At 55.1% G+C, this 20,798-nt stretch carries 17 protein-coding genes and 1 tRNA gene; 1 reads left to right on the top strand and 17 read right to left on the bottom strand.

Features of this window, described 5'->3' with window-relative positions; translation table 11 throughout:
* Positions 1–233 precede the first annotated feature (233 nt).
* The 7 genes from B3075_RS06205 to B3075_RS06175 form a co-directional block, all read right to left on the bottom strand.
* Positions 234–593 (bottom strand): hypothetical protein, encoded by a 360-nt coding sequence (locus tag B3075_RS06205; RefSeq protein WP_290487614.1) that lies wholly within the window; start codon positions 591–593, stop codon positions 234–236.
* A 24-nt stretch (positions 594–617) separates the two neighbouring features.
* A complete protein-coding gene (locus B3075_RS06200) occupies positions 618–812 on the bottom strand; it encodes a hypothetical protein (RefSeq protein WP_290487613.1) in 195 nt (64 codons plus the stop codon).
* 84 nt (positions 813–896) lie between these two features.
* On the bottom strand, positions 897–3,650 hold the full coding sequence (locus B3075_RS06195) for a protein kinase domain-containing protein (protein WP_290487611.1): 2,754 nt from the start codon (positions 3,648–3,650) through the stop codon (positions 897–899).
* Between the two features lie 244 nt (positions 3,651–3,894).
* Complete coding sequence (locus tag B3075_RS06190; RefSeq protein WP_290487609.1) at positions 3,895–4,665, bottom strand: ParA family protein; 771 nt, start codon at positions 4,663–4,665, stop codon at positions 3,895–3,897.
* A 159-nt stretch (positions 4,666–4,824) separates the two neighbouring features.
* On the bottom strand, positions 4,825–7,464 hold the full coding sequence (locus B3075_RS06185) for an SUMF1/EgtB/PvdO family nonheme iron enzyme (protein ID WP_290487608.1): 2,640 nt from the start codon (positions 7,462–7,464) through the stop codon (positions 4,825–4,827).
* Positions 7,465–7,478: 14 nt separating this feature from the next.
* Positions 7,479–8,678: a glycine C-acetyltransferase gene (gene kbl, locus B3075_RS06180; protein WP_094136060.1), complete on the bottom strand. Its 1,200-nt coding sequence runs from the start codon at positions 8,676–8,678 to the stop codon at positions 7,479–7,481.
* 628 nt (positions 8,679–9,306) lie between these two features.
* Positions 9,307–9,810 (bottom strand): 8-oxo-dGTP diphosphatase, encoded by a 504-nt coding sequence (locus tag B3075_RS06175; protein ID WP_290487607.1) that lies wholly within the window; start codon positions 9,808–9,810, stop codon positions 9,307–9,309.
* 430 nt (positions 9,811–10,240) lie between these two features.
* On the opposite strand from B3075_RS06175, the gene B3075_RS06170 reads away from it, so the two are divergent.
* On the top strand, positions 10,241–11,203 hold the full coding sequence (locus tag B3075_RS06170) for a carbohydrate kinase family protein (RefSeq protein WP_290487606.1): 963 nt from the start codon (positions 10,241–10,243) through the stop codon (positions 11,201–11,203).
* Positions 11,204–11,720: 517 nt separating this feature from the next.
* Here the strand turns inward: B3075_RS06170 and B3075_RS06165 are convergent.
* The 10 genes from B3075_RS06165 to B3075_RS06120 all read right to left on the bottom strand — a co-directional run bounded on the left by B3075_RS06165 (position 11,721) and on the right by B3075_RS06120 (position 20,700).
* Complete coding sequence (locus B3075_RS06165) at positions 11,721–13,790, bottom strand: DUF262 and DUF1524 domain-containing protein (RefSeq protein ID WP_290487604.1); 2,070 nt, start codon at positions 13,788–13,790, stop codon at positions 11,721–11,723.
* Positions 13,791–14,403: 613 nt separating this feature from the next.
* A tRNA-Leu gene (locus B3075_RS06160) sits at positions 14,404–14,489 on the bottom strand.
* Positions 14,490–14,593: 104 nt separating this feature from the next.
* Complete coding sequence (locus tag B3075_RS06155; RefSeq protein WP_290487602.1) at positions 14,594–15,109, bottom strand: hypothetical protein; 516 nt, start codon at positions 15,107–15,109, stop codon at positions 14,594–14,596.
* Complete coding sequence (gene tcdA / locus B3075_RS06150) at positions 15,106–15,900, bottom strand: tRNA cyclic N6-threonylcarbamoyladenosine(37) synthase TcdA (protein ID WP_290487600.1); 795 nt, start codon at positions 15,898–15,900, stop codon at positions 15,106–15,108. The genes B3075_RS06155 and tcdA overlap by 4 nt, the downstream gene beginning before the upstream one ends.
* Positions 15,901–16,149: 249 nt before the next feature.
* Complete coding sequence (locus tag B3075_RS06145; protein ID WP_290487598.1) at positions 16,150–16,953, bottom strand: TIGR00282 family metallophosphoesterase; 804 nt, start codon at positions 16,951–16,953, stop codon at positions 16,150–16,152.
* A 33-nt stretch (positions 16,954–16,986) separates the two neighbouring features.
* Positions 16,987–17,457 carry a universal stress protein gene (locus B3075_RS06140; RefSeq protein ID WP_012419131.1) on the bottom strand — a complete coding sequence of 157 codons (471 nt, stop codon included), beginning with the start codon at positions 17,455–17,457 and terminating at the stop codon, positions 16,987–16,989.
* Positions 17,458–17,545: 88 nt separating this feature from the next.
* Positions 17,546–18,511 carry a tryptophan--tRNA ligase gene (gene trpS / locus B3075_RS06135; RefSeq protein ID WP_290487557.1) on the bottom strand — a complete coding sequence of 322 codons (966 nt, stop codon included), beginning with the start codon at positions 18,509–18,511 and terminating at the stop codon, positions 17,546–17,548.
* 190 nt (positions 18,512–18,701) lie between these two features.
* Positions 18,702–19,556: an NAD-dependent epimerase/dehydratase family protein gene (locus B3075_RS06130; protein WP_102735110.1), complete on the bottom strand. Its 855-nt coding sequence runs from the start codon at positions 19,554–19,556 to the stop codon at positions 18,702–18,704.
* Entirely contained in the window at positions 19,553–20,248 is a 696-nt protein-coding gene (ispD, locus tag B3075_RS06125; RefSeq protein ID WP_022198626.1) for a 2-C-methyl-D-erythritol 4-phosphate cytidylyltransferase, read from the bottom strand. The genes B3075_RS06130 and ispD overlap by 4 nt, the downstream gene beginning before the upstream one ends.
* Positions 20,245–20,700 (bottom strand): GatB/YqeY domain-containing protein, encoded by a 456-nt coding sequence (locus tag B3075_RS06120; RefSeq protein WP_022198625.1) that lies wholly within the window; start codon positions 20,698–20,700, stop codon positions 20,245–20,247. The genes ispD and B3075_RS06120 overlap by 4 nt, the downstream gene beginning before the upstream one ends.
* Between the last annotated feature and the right edge of the window lie 98 nt (positions 20,701–20,798).

Here is a 20,798-nt window from a genome sequence, read left to right as displayed (position 1 = left end):
GATTTTAAACTATGGAGCTTGTGCGGAAGGGGCCTTAGGGGAGATTTTTGAATGCTGAAATAAACGATGATGGTAGCAGAGCAACTCATTTTTCCTGTAAATCCAGGAAAAGGACATTTCCGTAACAGGGACGGGGAAAGTTTCAGGAGCCGGTTGTGTCCGCCCGTGCAGTGGAAAGTCCGTTGTCAGACTGGCCGTGACTCAGCATTGATGCAAATGGTTCGTGCGCGTTTTTAACGGTTGGATAACAGTTGTTTCAACTCCGGAAGGCGAAAGTGCAGCGGAGGAAGTTCCTGCTCAAGCTCAGCTGACTTTTCTTTTCTCAGCATTTCCGCCCGTTTTTCCAGTTTTCGGGCTTCTGCCAGAATGTTGCGTATTTCCTGCCGGCCACGGCCGATGTGGGCGGCGGCCCTGACCGGGTCCGGAGTGAATCCCGGCCCTCCCTTAAGATATTTTTCAAAGTATTGCCGGTAGCGTTCCGCCAATTCTCTTCCTCTGGCAAAAAGCTTGCGGTCTTCTTCCACATAGGCCGTCACGGCGGGATCCACGTTTTTCGTGCTCAGGTCCGCCAGTTCTTCGTCCCTTTCCCGCAACAGGTCCGCCGCATCCCTGCTGCTTTATTCCAGGCCCGGAAGATTAGGGTTCTTTTTCAGTTTCAGGAGGCGCTGCACCAGTGCGTTGCTTTTTTCCGAGTATTCCGTATTGATATCCGCCGCCTTTTTCCAGTAGGAGACGGTAGGATCACCGCAGGAGGCCATCAGGAACGCGGCCAGCATGGGGAGTATGCGCCGCAGGAAAGCAGAGGCATTCATTTATCTTTTGTAGCATGCCCCCGGCGGGAATCAAGGGTGTTTTCCGTTTCCTCTGTGGCTGTTCGCGTTGAAAAGCGGTGAAGCTTAATTGATTTCAATTCCTGAGTTTTTCTTTTCCACCGGAGGGGGCATTTCCACCACGCCGCTGCTGTTTCCGGAGTTCAGCAAAATTTCCACTTCCAGAGGCAGGGTCGTATCCGCCAGCAGCCCTTCCGGGATGGAGATGCCTATGGGAGCGGAGCTTTTGCCGGGCAGTACTTCCTGGGGGGAAATGATGTCCAGAATGAGGCGTCCATGTTGGAGAATATTGATTTTACTGATGGAAAAGGCGTCCTTCAGGCTTGTGTTGTGCAGAGTAACGCCTTTGAGCTGGGACGGGGCGAACGGACCAGGAATAGTGAAGCGCAGGATGGTTGCTTTTTCTCCAGCAAGCGGAAGGGGAAGCCAGTACGCCGCGATAGGCGCGTTGGGGTTCAGGCTGTCCGTGGAGTAGGAGGAGCCGTTGAGGCGTTCCATCATCAGGCTGGAAAGTTCCGGGGAGGCGGGGACGCCCCAGCCCTGGGAGTACATGAGGGAAAGCAGGTACAGGGCCTCCTGGTCCCGGTATTGGACCGCCATTCTCAGGAAACGCGCTGCCTGGGCGTAATCCCGGGAGGCAAGGGGAGGCTGCTGGGGAAGGCGGGGAAAATAGGAGGGGATGTCCATGAGCAGGATTCCCAGCTCCTTCATGGCTTCATAGCACCCTCCCGTGGCGGAACGGTAAAGCCATTCCACGCCTTCTTCCGGCCTGGAGCCGCCGGTACAGTCCGGAGACATGAGGATTTTTCCCAGTGCCTGCTGGGCTACCGGATAGCCGGCTTTGGAAAGTTGCTCCAGGGCCGGCAGGATGCCCGGCATGGAACTTGCCTGGTCGAGAATATTTCTGTTCTCCGGGGAGGGCGCAGCGATTGCTGCCACAAGTTTTTTGTAGGCAGGATCATTCAGCAGGGCCGGTTCCGGCACGGGAGGCGCGGCAATGAAACGGATTTTCGGGAAGGCTTCCTCCGTGCGTTTCGTCTCGTTTTTGAAACATGCCATTTGCATGGGAACGGCCTGGTGGGCGGCATTTTCAAAGGAGTACGTGTAGGTGCGGTCCGTGAACAGTTCCGGAAGTGCAGGAAAGAAAAAGGTGGAGGTGGATTGCCCCGGCACTGTGAAGGAGGGAACGGCATTGACGGAACGGTCCACCAGAACGCCGTTGGAGTCCCGAATGGTGAGGTATAGTTTTTCCCCGTTTGCGGCCGGAGAAATGATTTGGAGATAAACGCAGGAGATGCGCAGTTTTTCCGGCAGGATGGGAGGAAGCCCGGAACGGGTCAGGATGGTGTCGTCAAGGCGCAAACGGAACTCCGTCAGCGTCCGCGGTTCCAGCGCCGCATCTTCCGTTATTTTGAGTTCCGGAATGCGGATGGATGCCAGATCCCGTGGCGGCGGTTTCAGTTCTCCCTCGTTGGAGTTTGCCGCGGGCTGCTGGATGGCTACCTTGATGGTATTGATGGTGGTGCCCATAGGGGCTTTTTTCATGTAGTCCAGCAGATAAAATGCTCCCGCCCCCAGCAGGATGGTGCACGCGCTGCCCACCAGCAGGGACATCATGTGGCGGTTACGACGAAGAGCGCGTGCGGACTGCCTGTGCGAAGCGGAATGAAGGCCGTCCGTTCCGGTTGCGGCCTTCCTGCTGCTGATGTTTTGCCCGGCGCCGGGAGTTGGCGTTCCTTCCGGATGGGCATGGCGAAGGTCTGCCGGGGGGACTTGAATAGTGGCGGATGATTCCTCCCCTGAAATGGCGCAAATATCCTGAATCCATTCGCGGGCGGTCTGGTAACGGCAATTGATCTGGGGCGCCAGCGCCTTGTCTAGAGAGAGCAGGAACTGCCGTGAGTAATAGCGGGTGAGCACGGGATCGCTGTGCAGCGGCGGCATTTCGTCTTCCGCCAGGCGCGCTTCCGCCCGGTCCGGCGGGTGTCCTGTAAGCAGGGCGTAAAAGGTGGCTCCTACGGAATAGAGGTCGCTCCAGGGGCCGATATTCGCTTTGCCCAGCGCCTGTTCCGGGGAGGAATACCCCTGGGTGGTCAAGACGGTAGCAGAATGAAGTTTCAGGGCATGCCGTGCCGCTCCGAAGTCAATCAGCACGGGCGTGCCTTCCTCCGTCAGCAGGATATTGCCGGGTTTGATGTCCCGGTGGTAAATGTGCCGGGAATGGAGATAGTCCAGAATCCGGAGCAGGCGCGTCAGCAACCCCTTGAGTTCGTCTTCCGTATACCGGTGCCCGGTGCTGTGGAGCTTTTCCCCCAGATAATCCAGGGAGAGGCCGGTAATGTGCTCCATGGCGAAGTAGGCTGTGCCGTTGGCTTCAAAGACGGAAAGGATTCTGACGATGCCGGGGTTGTTGAGCTCCGCCAGCGTCTGAGCCTCGCTCAGAAAGCTTTTCAGAGCCCAGGTGTAATTTTCCAGATCGTGTTCATTATTAGGCTGGATATGCCCGGTCAGAGGGTCCCTATAGGAGTATCTTGAAGGGAAGTTTTCCTTGATAACCACGTTGCGGTTCAGGAACAGATCCTTCGCCAGGTACGTGATGCCAAAACCTCCGCTGCCCAGGACGCGGATGATTTCATATTGTTCCAGGCGCGTGCCGGGAGCCAGCTCCCGCTGGTAAACGAAAAAGGCCCCTTTTTCTTCCGCGTGGGGGAGAGGAGGACGTCCGGGCAGAATCTGTTCCAGGCCTGTCGTCGGAGCGGGAGGCGGGACTTGCCCTGTCTCCCGGGGCTGGTCGTCTGGCTGGCCTTCTTCTGCTGGCATGAGGGGGGGAAAGTTCCTGAAACGGAGCTGAGGCATTCTTATATGCCGCGGAAGCCAAGTCAAGGGGAATGCCTGTTTTCCTCCGTCTCCGGGGGAGGCCGGTGTTGAATAGATTTCCCTGACGTTAAATGGACGCAACAAACCCGGAAGGCAAGATGAAGGAGGAAGTTTTCAGAGGCGCCTTTCTGCCTGTTCTTTTCACAGGGGGGGGGCGGCATTCCGGGAAACTTGTTCCTCCAAATGCTCAGGATTTGTGGCGTTTGATGAATTCCCGGGCTGCTTTCAGATAGGCGTCCGCCGCCGCGCCGGAAGGATCGTGTTCAAAAATGGTGTGGCCGAAACTGGGCGCCTCCCCCAGCCGGATGGATCGGGGGATAACCGTTTTGTACAGCATCCGGGGCAGATGCCGTTCCACCTGGTCGATGACCTGGCGGGAAAGGTTAGTGCGGCCGTCATACATGGTCATGAGTACTCCTTCATGCCGAATGCGGGGATTGGCGCCGCTGGCGCAGATTTGCGCCGTCACGTGCAGAATCTTGGCCAGCCCTTCCAACCCGAACCATTCGCATTGGAGGGGAGTCAGCACTTCGTCGCAGGCGGCCAGGGCGGAGGTCATTAAAACGCCCAGGGAAGGAGGCGTGTCCATGATGCAGTAATCATAGGCGTCCGACTCCCTCAGGGGGGCGAGCGTTTCCCGGAGGCGGGTCAGATGGTTGCCGGAACGGGCCAATTCTATTTCCACGCCGGCCAGATCCATGGTGGAGGGGATGATATCCAGCCGTTTCCTGCCGGAAGGCAGGATGCACTCTTCCGCCGGGATTTGGCCGAGCAGCGCCGGATACAGGCTGGGCACGTCTTTTCCGTCAATGCCCATGCCGCTGGTGGCATTGGCCTGCGGGTCCAGGTCAATGACAAGGATTTTCTTTTTCAGCTGAGCCAGGGCGGCAGCCATGTTGATAGCCGTAGTGGTTTTTCCCACTCCCCCCTTCTGGTTGGCGATAGCGATGATTTTCATTCAGGAAAAGGATGCGGAAAAATGGTAGCATAACGGGAGGCCCTTTCAATCATTTTCCCGGAGATCCGGAAGCCCTCGTCAGGCCTCAGTTTTTTTCCCTTGGGGAACGGTGTGTTCAGGGTGGGGAGTGCGGGGGAACCCGCTGCCGCAGATAAGGCGTCAGGGAGCTGTTGGAGTGGCGGGGCGCTCGGAAGACAGGATAAGACGGAAGCCCAGCGCGTTATCCCTCGTATTTTCCGGCAGGGGAGTGCGGATGGAAGTGGTGAGCTGTTTGGGGCGGAAGGACAGGTAGCTGCCTCCGCGGGCGACACCGTAGTTGCGGATGGGGAGGGATTCCGGCCCCCCGTAAGAATCGTCTACCCATTCCATGACGTTTCCCTCCAGGTCGTACAGGCCCAGGTGGTTGGGCGGGAAGGTTTTTACGGGGGCCGTGTACGGCTGTCCGTCGTTATATCCTACGATAACGCGGGAGGACGGCAGGTAAATCAGGGCGGACTGGTCCGCAAAATTTCCCGTTTTATCCGGCGGCGGCCATGAATACCCCCACGGGAAAGCTTCCCGGGAGTTTTCATGAGGCAGCGTCTTTTCATAGGGGGAGGCTCCCTGTTCATCCGTCAGGCGCACCCAGGAACTCCATTCCTCATCCTTGGGAAGACGGTAGGAGTCGTTCTGGTCAATCAGGCCCAGGGTCCGCTCCTTGTTGGTAAGCCATCTGGCGAAGGCGCGCGCATCCTGTCTGCTGACGTTTACCACCGGGTGATCCTCTCCCTGTGGAAAGCCGGGCCGGTCCGGAGCTTTCCTTCCGGTAGCTTTCAGGAATTCCTGAAAGTCCTTTACGCGCACCTCGTGGGTCATGACCAGAGCATTTCCTCCCACAGGGACCAGTTTGATGCCCAGGCTATTGGTCCAGGGCGATCCGAAGACGACGGATTTGTCCGGCTCCAACTGAAGGGAAAGGTATAAGTCCTGCGGGTCCAGCCCCCTGCGGCGCATGGTGGCATGCCCCGGCAGTTTGATTTCAATGACGTAGGGAACCTGGTTGACGTATTCTTCAATGGGGGTGCGCCCGATGAGCCTGTTATTGAAAAAAACGCTGGCTCCCGGCGGGTTGGTGGTGACGGTAATGGGCACCTGGAACACGCGGGTGACGTTCAGAACGTAGGCGTTGTGGTTTCCCGTGCTGCCGGAAGCCTGCGGAAGCGGGTCCGCGTTGATGGAGAATTCCTTGCCCAGCAGCCCCTCCCGCTCGCATTTCTTGTTCAGCCACGCCAGGTAGGCCGTAATGCCGTCCTGCGTGAGCAGGGCCACATCCTTCTCCGGATGCCCCGGTTCCGTCTGTTCCCTTTTCATCTGGAAATTCCCCTTCTGGCGGTCCTCCTTCAGAAATTTGTTGAACAGGGCGGCGGTAAGGGGACTTTGCGCCACATGGCGCGTTTCTGCGGGGAGGTAGGTAACACCCTCCGTATCCTTCCAGGGCCGACTGTCCGTAGGGGGATGGTACTCCTTCAGCACGCCGCCCAGGGCCAGCGTGGATCCTCCATTGACGGTTCCCGCCTCCTCCTTGTCCGCAAACCCCGATTTCTTGATGGTATAGGCCACCGGAGAGCCGGAAGGCAGCTCAATAGGGCCGTAGGGAGTTTCATCCAGATAGTTGCCGTCCGCGTCATATACGGACGCTCCCGCCGGTGAGCTGGTCACCAGCACGTACCCTGTCCGGGATTCTTCTTCCGGAGCGGATGGGTGGATATCCGGATGAATATCCGCGGCAGGTCCCTCCGGCGGGTTCTGGCTGTTGTTGAGCCATAAAGCCCCCCAGTAGGCAGTCAGGGCTCCTGCGACGGCTGCGGCCAGAAGCTGGAGGGCCCGTCTGAGTTTGCGGCGTTTCTTTTTCTTCTGAAGACGAAAACGGGACGGCACTTCATACCCCCGGAGAGCGTCTATTTTTTCCGCCAGCTCCTCTGCGGAATCAATGGAGCATTCCTCAATGCGGGGTTCCGCCGCCTGGCAAATGATGGTGTTGAAGGCCTGCCACTTCTTGCGTACGGTGCCTTCCGGCAGCTCATCCGGGAGTTCGGGAAAATCCATGCGGTCCTTCCCCGTGCTGATTTCATACAGAACCTTGGCCAGCGCGTAAACGTCCGCCCGCCGGGTGCCGGGGCCGTCGGGGGGGATGAATCCCTCCGTTCCTACAAAGCTGCGCTGGTCCAGATGGGCCACCAGGCCTATGTCCGCCAGTTTGGGGCGTCCGTTGACAAAGATGACGTTCGCCGGCTTGATGTCCCGGTGCGTCAGGTTCTTGCTGTGCAGGTACAGCAGGGCGTGGGCCAGCTGGCTGCCTACCTCCAGGCAATAGTCCAGGGGCAGAGGCTTGTTGCCGGAAAACTTCTTGTCCGTCTGAAGCGTACGCGGAATATATTCGTCTGGTGCAATATGGACTCCGGTGCGGGCGTCGTCGCCCAGTTCCATGACGTAATAATAAAACGGGGAATCCTGGTCATGCCTTCCTACATGCAGGATATGGACCAGCCCCGGATGGTTGCGGGCGATGGGTTCATACTGGAGAATGCCCTCAAATTCCCGGTTGAAAGAGCGCTCGTCTTCAAAATCCTCCCTCCAGACTATTTTTACGGCGCGCCATGCGCCGGTCAGGGATTTTGCCAGCCATACTTCTCCATACGCGCCGCTCCCTATCTGGCGCACAACTTCATGGTCTGGAATGGAAGGAGTGGGACGCACCACCCGCTTGACGGGAAGCGTCGGCAGATTGCCGCCGGGAATGGGTGATGCGTCCGAAGCCATGGAAAGCGCGGGAATCAGGAAATAACTCCCAGGTTTTTGCCTACCTTGCAGAAAGCTTCAATCGCCTTGTCCAGCTGTTCGCGGGTATGGGCCGCGGAAATCTGCGTGCGGATGCGGGCCTGTCCCTTGGGCACGACGGGATAGAAGAAGCCGACGGCGTACACTCCTTCATCCAGGAGCTGGGCGGAGAATTTCTGGGACAGGACGGCATCCCCCAGCATGACCGGGGAAATGGGGTGGTCCTTGCCGCCGATGGTGAAGCCGGCTCCCGTCATGGCGTCACGGAAATACTTGGTATTGGCTTCTACGCGGTCGCGCGCTTCCGTGGATTGTTCAAGCAGGTCCAGCACTTTGATGGAAGCGGCTACGATAGCCGGAGCCACGCTGTTGGAGAACAGGTACGGGCGCGCCTTCTGGCGCAGGACGTCCACCACTTCCTTCGGGCCGGAGACGTAGCCGCCGGAGGCGCCTCCCAGTGCTTTGCCCAGGGTGCCGGTGGTGATGTCTATACGGCCGAACAAACCGCGGTATTCATGCGTGCCGCGGCCCCTTTCGCCCAGGAACCCCGTAGCGTGGCAGTCGTCAAAGTGGACAATGGCATTGTATTTGGCAGCCAGCTCGTGAATCTTGTCCAGCTGGGCAATGATGCCGTCCATGGAAAAGACGCCGTCCGTGGAAATCAGCTTCACGCGCGCTCCGGCGGCGTCCGCTTCCTGAAGCTTGGCTTCCAGGTCTGCCATGTCGTTGTTGGCATAGCGGAAGCGCTTGGCTTTGCAGAGGCGCACGCCGTCAATAATGGAAGCGTGGTTCAGGGAGTCGGAAATGATAGCGTCATCCGCAGTCAGGAGGCCTTCAAACAGCCCGCCGTTGGCGTCAAAGCAGGAGGGAAACAGAATTGTGTCTTCCGTGCCGAGAAATTGGGTGAGGCGTTCTTCCAATTGGCGGTGCAGGGTCTGCGTGCCGCAGATAAAACGCACGGACGCCATGCCGAAACCCCACTGGTCGATGGCCTTCTTGGCGGCTTCCATCACTTCCGGATTATTGGCCAGGCCCAGATAATTATTGGCGCACATGTTGATGACGGAGCGACCGTCCTTCAGCGTCACCTGGGAGTACTGCTGGGAAGCGATAAAGCGTTCTTCCTTGTAAAGTCCTTCCGCGCGCAGTCCGTCCAGGGTGGAAGTGAGAATGTTTTTGAATTCGGGGGTATACATGTTGAATAATGGAATATGAATTGAAATAGTCAGCAAGTGAACGATCAAGGATCACACGGTTGCTCCCGCATCATTATCATAACGGAGGCGGGAGGAAAAGCTTAAAGAATACGGCCTGATGCCCGGAAGCGGGAGCCGTCCTTTTCCCGTGCAAAGTAACAAAGCGGCCAGGGCGTAGGCATTCGCGCATTTGACTGAAAAAGAAAACAAAACATCGGGAAAATCATCATTTCCCGGAGACCGGGCCAAAAAGAAAGGCTCCCGCCTGTTTACGGAATACGGAAAAGGAATTTGATGTACCAAATGATATTCGGACACGCTTGGAAAAAATAAAGGCCGGAGCTGATTTACTGCCTTGAACCACCATTCCCGGTCCCGGGTATGACCCCTTCTCCCGTTTTTTCACGGAGCGCGGATTGATCTGAATTCCAGCCCTTCGCATGAACCCCAATCCGGAACCGGTTTCCGGCAGGAAGAGCCCTCGCTTTTCTGGGCGGCGGCATCGGAAAGAGGTGGCCGGAATAATTCCTATGATGCGTTTCAGGATATCTGAAGGGAAGAATAAAAAATGCAGCATTCCCCGTCCGGCTTAAAGGGAAGAGTCCGCAACTTGGGAGTCCTTGCCGGTTTAATCCCCGGTTTTCAGGGAAAATTCCAGAATCCGGTCCCCCTCGAACGTGAAAAACGCCTCAAACCGTTTCCCGTCCAACATGGCTGGCAGCCAGAACCGGTCATCCTGCCACATGAGATCATAGGGAATCCTGTCCACCGGACACCAGAAAGGCTCCGCCTCGGGGGTTTCCGTGGGAGCGCCTGTAAAAGACGACGCCATAAACACGTGGCAGCGGATTTCCGGAATGGTGCCGCAGACAAAGGAAAAATTCAGCACGCCCATTTCCCGGGCATCCTCAATGTCAATGTGAAGTTCTTCCCGTACTTCCCGCAAAACGCATTGCAGGGCCGTTTCCCCCGGTTCAAACTTTCCGCCGGGGCCGTTCACCTTGCCCGCGCCAATTCCCCTCTTTTTGCGTATCAGGAGAATCCTTCCTTCCTGCACCACAAACATCAACGTGGCGAGAATATCGGGGGTCCACTGTGCGGGCCATTGAAAGCCGCGGCTTTTTTCTTGCATGGACGCATATTACAGGATGAGAAGGGAATCATGAAGAAAAATGCGGAGTACTGTAACCTCCATACATGCTTGAACAGGGCTAAATTCTCTTCAAGAAGCCTGAAATGCCTTGAAAATGCGTGCTTGTTGCGGAGGAATGGGAGTCCTGCGTTCCGTGTCTGCCTCATGCAGGATTGTTTTTGCCGTCTCATCTTCATGGGCATTTCCTGAGTAGAGGGCGTTAGGGATATATGCCTGACTTGTTCACATTTGGGTTTCCCTTCAATCTTCGAAACTTCTGCAAGGAGGGATAAAAGGGAAAACTCCTTTTCCGCCATGACTGGAATGAATCTCTTTTTCCTTTTCCCGCCAGGGCGCCGCGTTCTATGCTTGGCCATCTCTCCCGGTTTACTATTTCGCCGGAAGGTTCACTTCCAACATTTGAAAAAGTATGTATGACGTCGTAGCTCTCGGAGAATTGCTGATAGACTTCACCCTCTGCGGGATAAATGACCGGGAGCTGCCCGTTTACCAGGCCAATCCGGGGGGAGCGCCCTGCAACGTCCTGTCCATGCTGTCCAGGCTTGGGCGCAAAACCTCCTTTATCGGCAAAGTGGGTCACGACATGTTCGGGAAAATGCTTCGCCGCACGCTTCAGGAAGAAGGCATCGGAGATTCGGGGCTCGTTTCATCCCGGGAAGTCAATACGACGTTGGCTTTCGTTCAGATTGACGAACGCGGAGACCGTGAATTTTCCTTTTACCGCAATCCCGGCGCCGATATGAAGCTGACTGCAGAAGAAGTGAACCTTGAATTGGTGGAACACGCGCGCGTCTTCCATTTCGGGACGATTTCCATGACGCATGATGATGTTCGGAGGGCCACCAGGCATGCCGTCAGCCATGTCCGGGAAAAAGGGGGGCTCATCTCTTTTGACCCCAATCTCCGGCCGCCCCTGTGGCCCGATATGGAACTGGCCCGGGAACAAATGCTCTACGGATGCGGGGCATGCAGCGTCATGAAAATAGAAATGGAGGAACTTCTCTTTCTCACCGGCTGCGCCTCCATGGAAGAAGGGTTGACGGTTTTGCAGAGGGAATTCGACAATTTGCGCCTTATTCTGGTGACGGGAGGCAGAAAAGGAAGCTGGGCTGCCTATGAAAGCAAACTTATTCACCAGCCTACGTACTTGAACGTCAAGACTATTGACACAACAGGAGCCGGAGACGCCTTTTTGGGATGCTGCCTGGACCGGATTCTGGAAACCGGGCTGGAAAACCTGACGGAAGGTCAGTTGGCGGACATGCTTTTATTCGCCAATGCCGCCGCTTCCATTGTGACGACACGCAAGGGAGCCATCCGTTCCATGCCGACCCGTGAAGAAGCCATGGCCCTGATGGCGGAAGGTTTTTAACGAATGCCGTAAGGGCCAATCCGTTGCTGATTACGTCCGGATTGTTTCGGCAAGTAAGATGTTGGAGGATTTTTTGTCTGAATGCTGGACACAGCTTCGTATGAAAAGCCGTGTGAGCGTGTTGCAGGAAAGAATTTTGTTTAAAGGCGTTCCTTCCGAACGAGGTATGAGGTCAGCATGGTTAGTATCTTACTGAAAAGAGCATCAAGGGGGGGCTTGTTATCGTAGGAGAAATCAATCCTGTGACAGTTATGGAAATAGCTGTTGAGAAGGGAGCTGCATCTATTCTGATGCCAATTTCATGTCGGAGGCAACTATTTGAGAAAAGAAAATTTGATCAACAGGAAGATAGAAAATGAGGAGCTTGGCATAGCCGCCTTAATGCTGGATGTTATTCTTACCAGCACAGGGATGCATGGAGTTCTGTCCAGAGATGATTCTAAGAATCATTTTTGTGTACGATAAGGAAGCGAATTTGCTAAAGTCTTTGACGATAATATTGATTGGTGAATCTACTCTATTCTTCTATTTGTCGATTACAGGCTTGTTGAATAAGCTCCATAATGGGTTCAAGGTGGGAAGAATCTTTCATCATTATTTCTACTTCTCCATTGCCCCAGCGGCCCAGCCCTTTGACATTTCGGCAAATCCCCTCCGAGTCAATTATTTCATTGAACGGAATATTGAGTGAAAGCCTCAGAGATCGTTTTTGGGGAACTATATCGACAAAATTTGTTTGTACTTTATACGCAATATAAAGCTTGAGAAAAACTTCCCGAACAGAAGGATCGAGATTAAGAATTCTCTTTCGTAAAATATGAAACAGTTCCAGCATGGCAGGGCTCCAGTCATAGGTGTCCATGCTATAAATCGAAGGTGCCGGTGCTGATTTTTTCTTATAGGTATCAACAACTTCCTGAGGAAGCACTGGCCGCATCCAGATTTGACAGGCTTTCCGTGCCAGGGCTTGTGCCCGTTCCTCAATTTGTTCCGTACCCCATTTGTCTGCTTGACGAGGATACTCATTAAGACGAAGGGGGGAATCATTGAATCCGCCGGGGATCGTTTTCTTTTCACTGAAAGAGCGATTACTCAATTCGGAGTTATATGCTGTCAGCGTCAGATTACCCAGATTATGAAGGTATTTCTCATGTACATCCTGCCACCGTTCTCCTAACATGGATTGCCATTCCGAGGAAAGATTGGCGCTCTGGGGCATGATGTGTTCAATCGTATAGTCCCCGATGCTGATGCGTTCTTTTCTGTCCTTGTTTTCAAGCATGGACAACAGGTAATTACGTCTCGGGAAATTGTAGACATCCTTCGACAGCAATGCGTCCATGAATTCCCTGTCGGTAGGAAAGCGTTTATAATTATCCGCCGAAATCAGAGCCGCATCCAGGCTCTCCATATACTTCGCAGGATTGATTTGGCGATACAACAACATGAACGTTTTATTCAGGCTGTTTGTAGGGATTCCGCATACGGCGCGTCGAAAGACATAACTTTCCACCCGGCATACGATAGCGAGAAATTCATCAGCAGATATGATTTGGTGAACATAATCCCGATAGGCGGGAAGCAGAAAAGGATAACAGACATCCACTTTCAATTGGGATAAACGCATGAAAGCTTCATTTAGATTTTTATCCGCCTCCTTATGAAGGGTCATCTTACTGTAATAAGATGAAAATTCGAAAATATCCGCTACAATCTCCTCAATGCTTTGCCCACAGGTATCGACAAAATGCTTGAATGCCTCGTACACTCCATCCTTGCGAGGAATTTCTGTTTGCTTGATGGTCAGGTAATCGCGCATGAAGCTGTTGAACAGTAATTCATATTCGTTTCCATAGCTTTGTTCCATCGGAAACCAATACTTCTGATACAGTCTGGTTTGTTGCTCAACTGGCAGTCTCATCAGGACATAATTACGAATAAGATCCGTCTGGGACAAAGCCAACCCCGTACTGTTCATGCTCTCAAAAATCAACTGAGGATCATCTTTATCCCGTTCAAGAGCGACATCCACAACGAACAACCTCATCATTCCATCATAGATATCCGTGACGTTTTCCCGTGTTATTTTCCCACAGAAAAATTCATAATTTTCTACGATTCTGCCAGGGACATGTTCTGGCAGCGGAGTTCCATCCATCAAGGAACAAAAGGCGGTTCTGTCTCCCTGGGTCAGTAGCAACTTGAAGCGTTTTTCCCCTGTTTCTTCATTGTTAAGAAGGTAGTAATTCCTTAATTTCGTAGGAGTCGTGTCGATTTTTAAATCGGAATGCTTCTCCAAAAATTCAGCTACGGCAAGAACCAGCAATGAAACCGTTGTCAAACGTTGCTGTCCATCAATGACAAGTAATTCCGGTACATCGCAAATAGTCGTAATACTATGTTGAAAATGAACGACAGAGCCGATAAAGTGACCATTGACGGAATCATCCTTGCTGATTCTCAAGATATCCTGAAGCAGTTGCTGGCATTGTGCAATGGACCAGCAGTAGGTTCTCTGGTAAATAGGGATAACAAACTGCCTGGGGCCTTTTAAAAGCGACAAGAGATTTTCGGCATTGGCCTTCATGGAGAGCAGTCTTGCATAAAAATGAATCTTGCTCAAGAATACTCGTTGAATGAAGATTGGAAGCTTCCTGTCTTTTTACCTCGTTAATTTGAAAGATTTATTATTCTGAACCGGAGAACCCAAATCCGTCTTATCTGAAATGGCGGGATTGCGGGGAGTGCCGTCCGGATAGGAGATTTTGTAAATGCCGACTTTCTGTGCCTTTTTCTCCAAAGCGTGGGTGACGTTGTTGGGAAGCGGCGTTGATGCGGAGGCGGCTTTCGCGGAGGTAGGGAATGCCGTGTGTTCCTATCGGGGGAACGTCCACCAATAAGGAAAACAACAATGAAAAACAGACCATCCCTCACCGAAGAGGAGAATCATAAAAACAAGAAGACGCAGGACAATTGTTTCGGAAGAACTGCCGAACACTATCATGATGAACTTATCTGGTGTAAGAGGCATTCTGTCCCCTTGGGGACATTTCCTCCAGTTCTTTGCGAGATATGCTCGGAGGACTGGCGCTCCCTCCGCGGGCCGGCCGTGGTCATAAAAATCGTTTTCGTATCTTGCTGTTTCAAGAAAGAAAAAACCGCAAGAGCTGAAAATCAGCAACTTGCGGTATGAAAGAGGATGGTGCTCGGGAGGGGACTCGAACCCCTACGGTTTATCACCACTAGATCCTTAGTCTAGCGCGTCTACCAATTCCGCCACCTGAGCATGGAGGCCTTAAGGCGGGAAGTTTTTAGCGCAGAGAAATGAAAATATCAAGCTTTTTCTTCTTTTTTATCTTTCCGGGGCCCGTTTTTGCGGAAAGGTTGTTCTTACCGGACCGGGAGGGTGGTTGTCGCGGGCATGATAGCAGGGCGCAGAGTAACGGCTCCGGTATCATATTTTTCCGAGGGTTTGAAGAGCCAGCCGGGGCTGGTGTTAGCCACTTCAAACCTGGTCGGTTTGAAGATGGGCAGCCTCAGATTGGAATTGGGTTCGTAACCGTATTTGCCCGTGTATTTGCCGTATACCCTGTATTCATAGTTATTGTCGTAGGCGTAGCGCGGATTCCCGGTGTATTCCGGCAGGCGGTCCGGGTTACGGCAGACGCTCTCATCCATAATGACGAGCTGGGCCGTTCTCCAAGTCTGGCCCGGCTGGCGCAGGTATCCCCAGAAACGCGTTGCCGGTACATGGTAACGGCGACCGACAAAGTAGTTTCCCCTGGGTTCGCGGGCTATTTCCGCATTGCGGGCGTTGATGCCGGCAATGTCTTTTTCCAGGGTGTTGCACTGGGTCAATGCGGGAAAGAGGGCGGCCCCCAGCAGGGAAAGCAGAAGTTTGTTCATGATGACGATGGTGTTTTTTTCTTATTGAAGAGCATTTGAATGGCGGCGGAAGCCGCAAAGAAGCCAAAGGTTCCCGTGATATGGGTGATGGAGCCGAATCCGGCGTCACAACCCATTTTCCCCTGGAATTCCGGATCGCGAGTGCAGGAGGTTTTTCCGTCGCAGGTGGGATACACGGGCGTTTCCTGGGAGAAAACACAGGGGATTTTCAGTTTACGGGCTTTTTCTCCAAGGGGGAGGGCATAATCTCTTTTCAGCCTGTAGCGCAGGCTGGAGAGCAGGGGATCCCCTTTGGTGCGGGAGAGGTCGTCTATTTCTATCCGGGCGGGATTGATGCGCCCTCCCGCGCCGCCGCAGGTCACCAGCGGTTGCCTGCCGCGGTAACAGGAGGCGATGAGGTGGGCCTTGGGTATCAGGGAGTCAATGGCGTCAATGATGACATCCGGTTCCGCCGACAACAGTTTTTCCGCGTTGGAGGCCGTGTAGAAACTGTTGATGGAGATGACTTCCGCTTCCGGGTTGATTTCCCGGAGGCGTGTGGCCATGGTTTCCGTTTTTGGTTGCCCGATTGTGGACGCCAGCGCATGTATTTGCCGGTTGGTGTTGGTGACGCAAAGGTCGTCCATATCCATCAGAATAATGGTGCCTACTCCTGACCGGGCCAGGGCTTCCGCCGCCCATGAACCTACGCCCCCAATGCCGACGACGGCTATGCGGGCGCTTCTGAGAAGAGATAGTCCGCTGTTTCCGTACAGGCGGCCTATGCCGCCGAATCTGGCTTCATAGTTCATGACCACGTATTTGTTCCGGAGTATGGGCTTAAGGAGAATAAGGACGCTAATTTTCCGTTATTCCAGGAAAGGAGTGCAGGCCGCCGGCAGTCTTTTCCTTCCGCGAGTGTGATGAAGGGCGCCCGCTGAAACAGGTTTTTCTTATGATTCGCATTCTGCCCGCGCTTCACGAGGCTCCCGCTAGGTCCGGAACATCCGCAGGGCGCCGTCACCGGGTACGGGAAGAGGAATGCTGCTGAAGCATGCATGTCAGGAGGCCGGTTTTTCCACGATTTTGCTGATGCGGGCGATGTTGAGCGCCCTGCCCGTGGCTTCATCTATTTGCACGACGGCTCCGCAGAGGCGCACGGGCCAGTTCGCTACGGGGAATTTGGCCGGCATGGAGGTGCGGAAACGCTGGAGAATAGGTTCCCGTTCCCGTCCCAGCACCCCGACGGCCGGACCGCACATGCCTGCGTCCGTCAGGTAGGCCGTGCCGCGCTCCAGAATGGTTTCATCCGCCGTCTGCACATGGGTATGTGTCCCGACGACGGCGGAAACCAGTCCGTCCAGATTGTAGCCGGTGGAGATTTTTTCACTGGTCGTTTCCGCATGCATGTCCACAAAGATAACCTGCACGCCTTTTTCTTCCCTGAGTCTTTTGGCTTCCGCTTCCGAGATGAGAAAGGGGTTTTCCAGCGGCGGCTGAATGAATGAGCGCCCCTGCACCTGCATGACGGCTATTTTCCCTTTGGGAGTTTCCACGACTACGCTTCCGTGCCCCGGTGTTCCCTGCGGATAGTTGACGGGGCGCAGTACACGCGGTTCGGATTCCATCCACGGGGCCAGCTCCGCCTGGTCCCAGACATGGTCTCCCGTTGTGATGACATCCACTCCGGCGTGCAGCAGTTCCTGTGCCAAACGGGGCGTGATGCCTCTCCCGGCAGCCGCGTTTTCCCCGTTGACGATGACGAAGTCCGCCCCGTGTTCCCGTTTGAGTTCCGGCAACATGTGTTTCACGGTGGTGCGGCCGGGTTCGCCGACTACATCGCCTATAAAGAGTATGGTAATCATGAATTGGAACGGGGCTGGCGCAGACGGCGGCTTTTACTGTTCTTCCCTGGTGACGGGCACTACCAGAACGGGCACGGGGGATTTCCGCATCACGGAGCTTGCTACGCTGCCCAGAAAGACGGTGGAGAGGAAGCCGTGGTTATGCTTGCCCACCACGATCATGTCAATGTGGTGTTTTTCAGCATAATTGATGACTGCTTCGCTGATTTCAAATTCATCTTCCACCGCCTGGATGATCGTGGCGTCCGTCAGCCGGGAGAGTTTTTCCGCCGTTTGCTTCAAATGGTTTTTGGCGATGGAAATGACTTCGTTTTCTTCCGTCTGGTCCATCACGGGAACGGGCACTTCATCCGGCAGAACGCCGGAGACTTCATAGCAAATGCTGGGTTCCACAATGTGGAGCAAATGGATGATGCTGTCGTTGGGGCAGGCCAGTTTGCCGATTTGATGGATGACGGCGTCCGTGGCGTTGGAGAAATCAATAGCTACCAGAATATTCTTCATATCTTTCTGTATAACATTCCGTACTTTTCCATGCCACCAAAAAACGTGTGCTGCCCCGGCTTTCCTGGGTGTTCCGTTTTATTCCGTTTCAGGCCAGCCCCACGGCGCGGCGCACCCTGTCCAGCACGACAGAGGCCGTCTCGCGCGCCTTGCGGGCGCCTTCTTCCAGCGTCCGGCGCACATAGTCCTGATTGGCTTCCAGTTCCGCCCTGCGTTCGCGCGCGGGACGGAAGTATTCCCAGTAAGCGTCAAAGAGGCGCTTTTTGAAGTCTCCATAGCCGCATCCCCCGTTCTGGAAGCCGCGCACCATGTCTTCATAACCCTGCGCGGAGGCAAAGAGTTTGTAAAGCTGCAGGATGACGGACCCTTCCGTCGGTTTGGGATCTTCCACGGGAGTGGAATCCGTGGGGATTCTCATAATGAGTTTGCGGACGGCTTTTTCCTCTCCGAAAATAGGGAGCGTGTTATTATAGCTTTTACTCATTTTCTGCCCGTCCAGCCCCGGCACAATGGCTGTGCTTTCCGCAATGAGCGCATCCGGCAGTTTGCAGGTGTCCTCTCCGAATTGTTCGTTCATTTTGCCCGCCAGGTCGCGTGTGACTTCCAGATGCTGCTTCTGGTCCTTGCCTACGGGCACCAGGTCGGAGTCATACATCAGGATGTCGGCCGCCATCAGCACGGGGTAGGTGAACAGGGCGTTGCTGGGGGAGAACCCCTTGGCGATTTTATCTTTGTAGGAATGGCAACGTTCCAGCAGGCCCATCGGACAGACGGTGCTGAGTATCCAGGCCAGTTCATTGACTTCCGGCACGGCGGACTGGCGGAAAAAGACGCATTTTTCGGGATCCAGGCCCACGGCCAGAAAGTCCGTAGCGAGGCTGTTGCAGTTTTCCCTCAGCGTGTTCGCGTCGTGAACGGTGCTCATGGCGTGGTAGTCCGCCAGGAAGTAGAAAGATTCCCCGCTTTCCTGCATGCGGACAGCCGGTTCCATGGCTCCGAAGTAGTTGCCGACGTGCAGCTTGCCGCTGGGTTGAAGACCTGTGATGATACGCATTGCGCGCAGGATTTTGCCTGTTCGTGCCCGGCAAGTCAAGAAAGGGGAGAGTCAAAGGCAAACGGGGCCGCTGGCTGGATTTTTTCCGGCATGTTCCTGCCTCACGAGACGCGTTCGGAAGGTTTGCCTCCTCCTGTTCAGGGAACGTCGGGAAAGAGCCGGACAGCGTGGAAAAGGATGGGTGTGAGATTTACTCTTCCAGCGCCTCCAGCACGTTGTGCACACCGTCCGCAAAACTTGGGTAGAGCGGTTCCCAGCCCAGGGCCAGAAGGCGGGAGCAGGAAATCCTCTGGTTGGAGAAGCCCCGGCGCGCTTCCGCCGGGAGCGGTTCAGGCTGCGGAGCGGGTTTCCCCAGCAAATTGGAAAGGTAAGAGTAGATTTCCCCCATTTGCATGGGGGTGCGGTCCGTCAGGTTGTAAATGCCGGCGGGAGGTTCCCGCAGGGTGCAGAGCAGGTGCAGGGCGGCTGCGGCGTCGTCACGGTGGATGTAATTGAGCCATCTGTCCATGGCTCCGGGGAGGGCCGTGCCCTTCGTGAAGTATTGGGAGACGAGAACGCAGCGGTCCGGCCCGTACAGGGCTCCCAGCCGGACGACCGTGCCCCCCGCCGCCAGAACCGCCTGTTCCGCCCGAATCAGCAGACCGTTTTTCACGGAGGAGGGATAGACGTTGTGTTCCTCCGTAATCCAGCGTCCGTCCGTGATTCCATAGACGGCGGTGCTGGAACAGAAGATGAGCGGCGTTCCGGGAAAGGCTTCCAGCGTGTTCCGCGTTCCATTGGCGTAAAGGTTGCGGTAGGCTTCCTCTCCGCCTCCTCTCGTGCTGGCGCACATGACGATGATCTGGGGGGAGGGGATGCGGGCGGCCAGCCCCTGCATGGAGGCCCGGTCTGCGACATCGGCTTCGTAAATAGCTTTTTGCGGGTCAATATCCGCCGTCAGGGCCGTATGTCCCGCTTTCCGCAGACTTTCCGCCAGGGCTTTTCCCAGATACCCTGTGCCCAGAATGAGAATGACGCGGGGGTTTTTACACAGAAAACTGGTCATGAGTCATTGCGGAGGTGCTTGAGGTCCATTAGCATTTCAGCGCGGGAAATGTCTTCCGGCCATGTGATTTTGGGATTGGGCTCATGATTATGCACCAGGCGCGTAGGATGACCGATGAGCTGCAGGGCGGTGACTTCATCCGTTACCTGGATATTCCGTTCCGTGACTTCCACATAGGCATCCAGCAGAAGAGGATATTGGAAGACCTGCGGGGTTTCCATGCACCACAGGCCGTCCCGTTCCACCTGTTCCGGAATCGTAAAGCGTTCTTTGTCCGCACGCTTCAGGGTATCCGTTACGGGATGTGCGGAAGCGGCCGCCCCATATTCCCTGGCGGTTTGAATGCAGCGGGAGATTTGCTCCGCCGTAATGAGCGGGCGGGCTCCATCGTGCACGGCCACGAATTCCGGGGTATAAAGCAGGGCTGCCAGTCCGTTCTGCACGGATTCATGCCGTTCCGCCCCTCCGTCCACACGGGTAACGGGTATTTCCGTTTCCAGGTCCGCGCCGTTAATGGCATGAAAACGTTCTTCCGGGCAGACGACTACGATTTCCGTGATTTCCCGGCAGCTGGCAAAGGCGCGGATGCTGCGTTCCAGCACCTTGACTCCGTGCAGGGGGGCCAGCAGCTTGTCAAATCCGGCGCGCCGGGAGGACCCGGCCGCAACGATGATGGCGGCGCAGCATTTCATGACAGTCTGGCTGACACCATGCGGGCCAGCTCCTTGCCGTTGACTCTGCCGGCCGTGCGTTCCTGCATGAGTTTCATGACCTGCCCCATGTCTTTTTTGGTAGAGGCTCCCGTTTCCTTCATCACGGTTTCCAGAATGGCTGCCGTTTCTTCTGCTGTGAGTTCCGCGGGCATGAACTGTTTGAGCACGGCGATTTCAGCTTCTTCCTTTTCCGCCAGTTCCGGGCGTCCGGCGGAGCGGAATTGCTCCGCAGAGTCCTCCCGCTGCTTGATTTGCTTGCGGACTACGGCCAGTTCTTCCGCTTCTTCCAGCAGGGTTCCCAGGCCTCCCTTGGCGATGGCCGTGTTCGTGAGGGCCGTCTTGAGGGCGCGCAGGGTATTGAGGGTAACGGTGTCTTTTGCTTTCATGGCGGTTTTCATCCCCTCCATGATTTGGTCGGAAATCTTGTTCATATTTCCATTAACTAAGCGCATCCCCAGGTGTACTTCAAGCCGTAAATTGAAAAAGGCCGCCAGCGCAGGAAATGCCGCGGCGGCCCGGATAAGGGGAA

Origin of the sequence: Akkermansia sp. UBA7090 (genome assembly GCF_002493465.1) — a bacterium.
Lineage (GTDB): Bacteria > Verrucomicrobiota > Verrucomicrobiia > Verrucomicrobiales > Akkermansiaceae > Akkermansia > Akkermansia muciniphila_A.
This window is presented reverse-complemented; position numbering and strand designations above follow the sequence as displayed.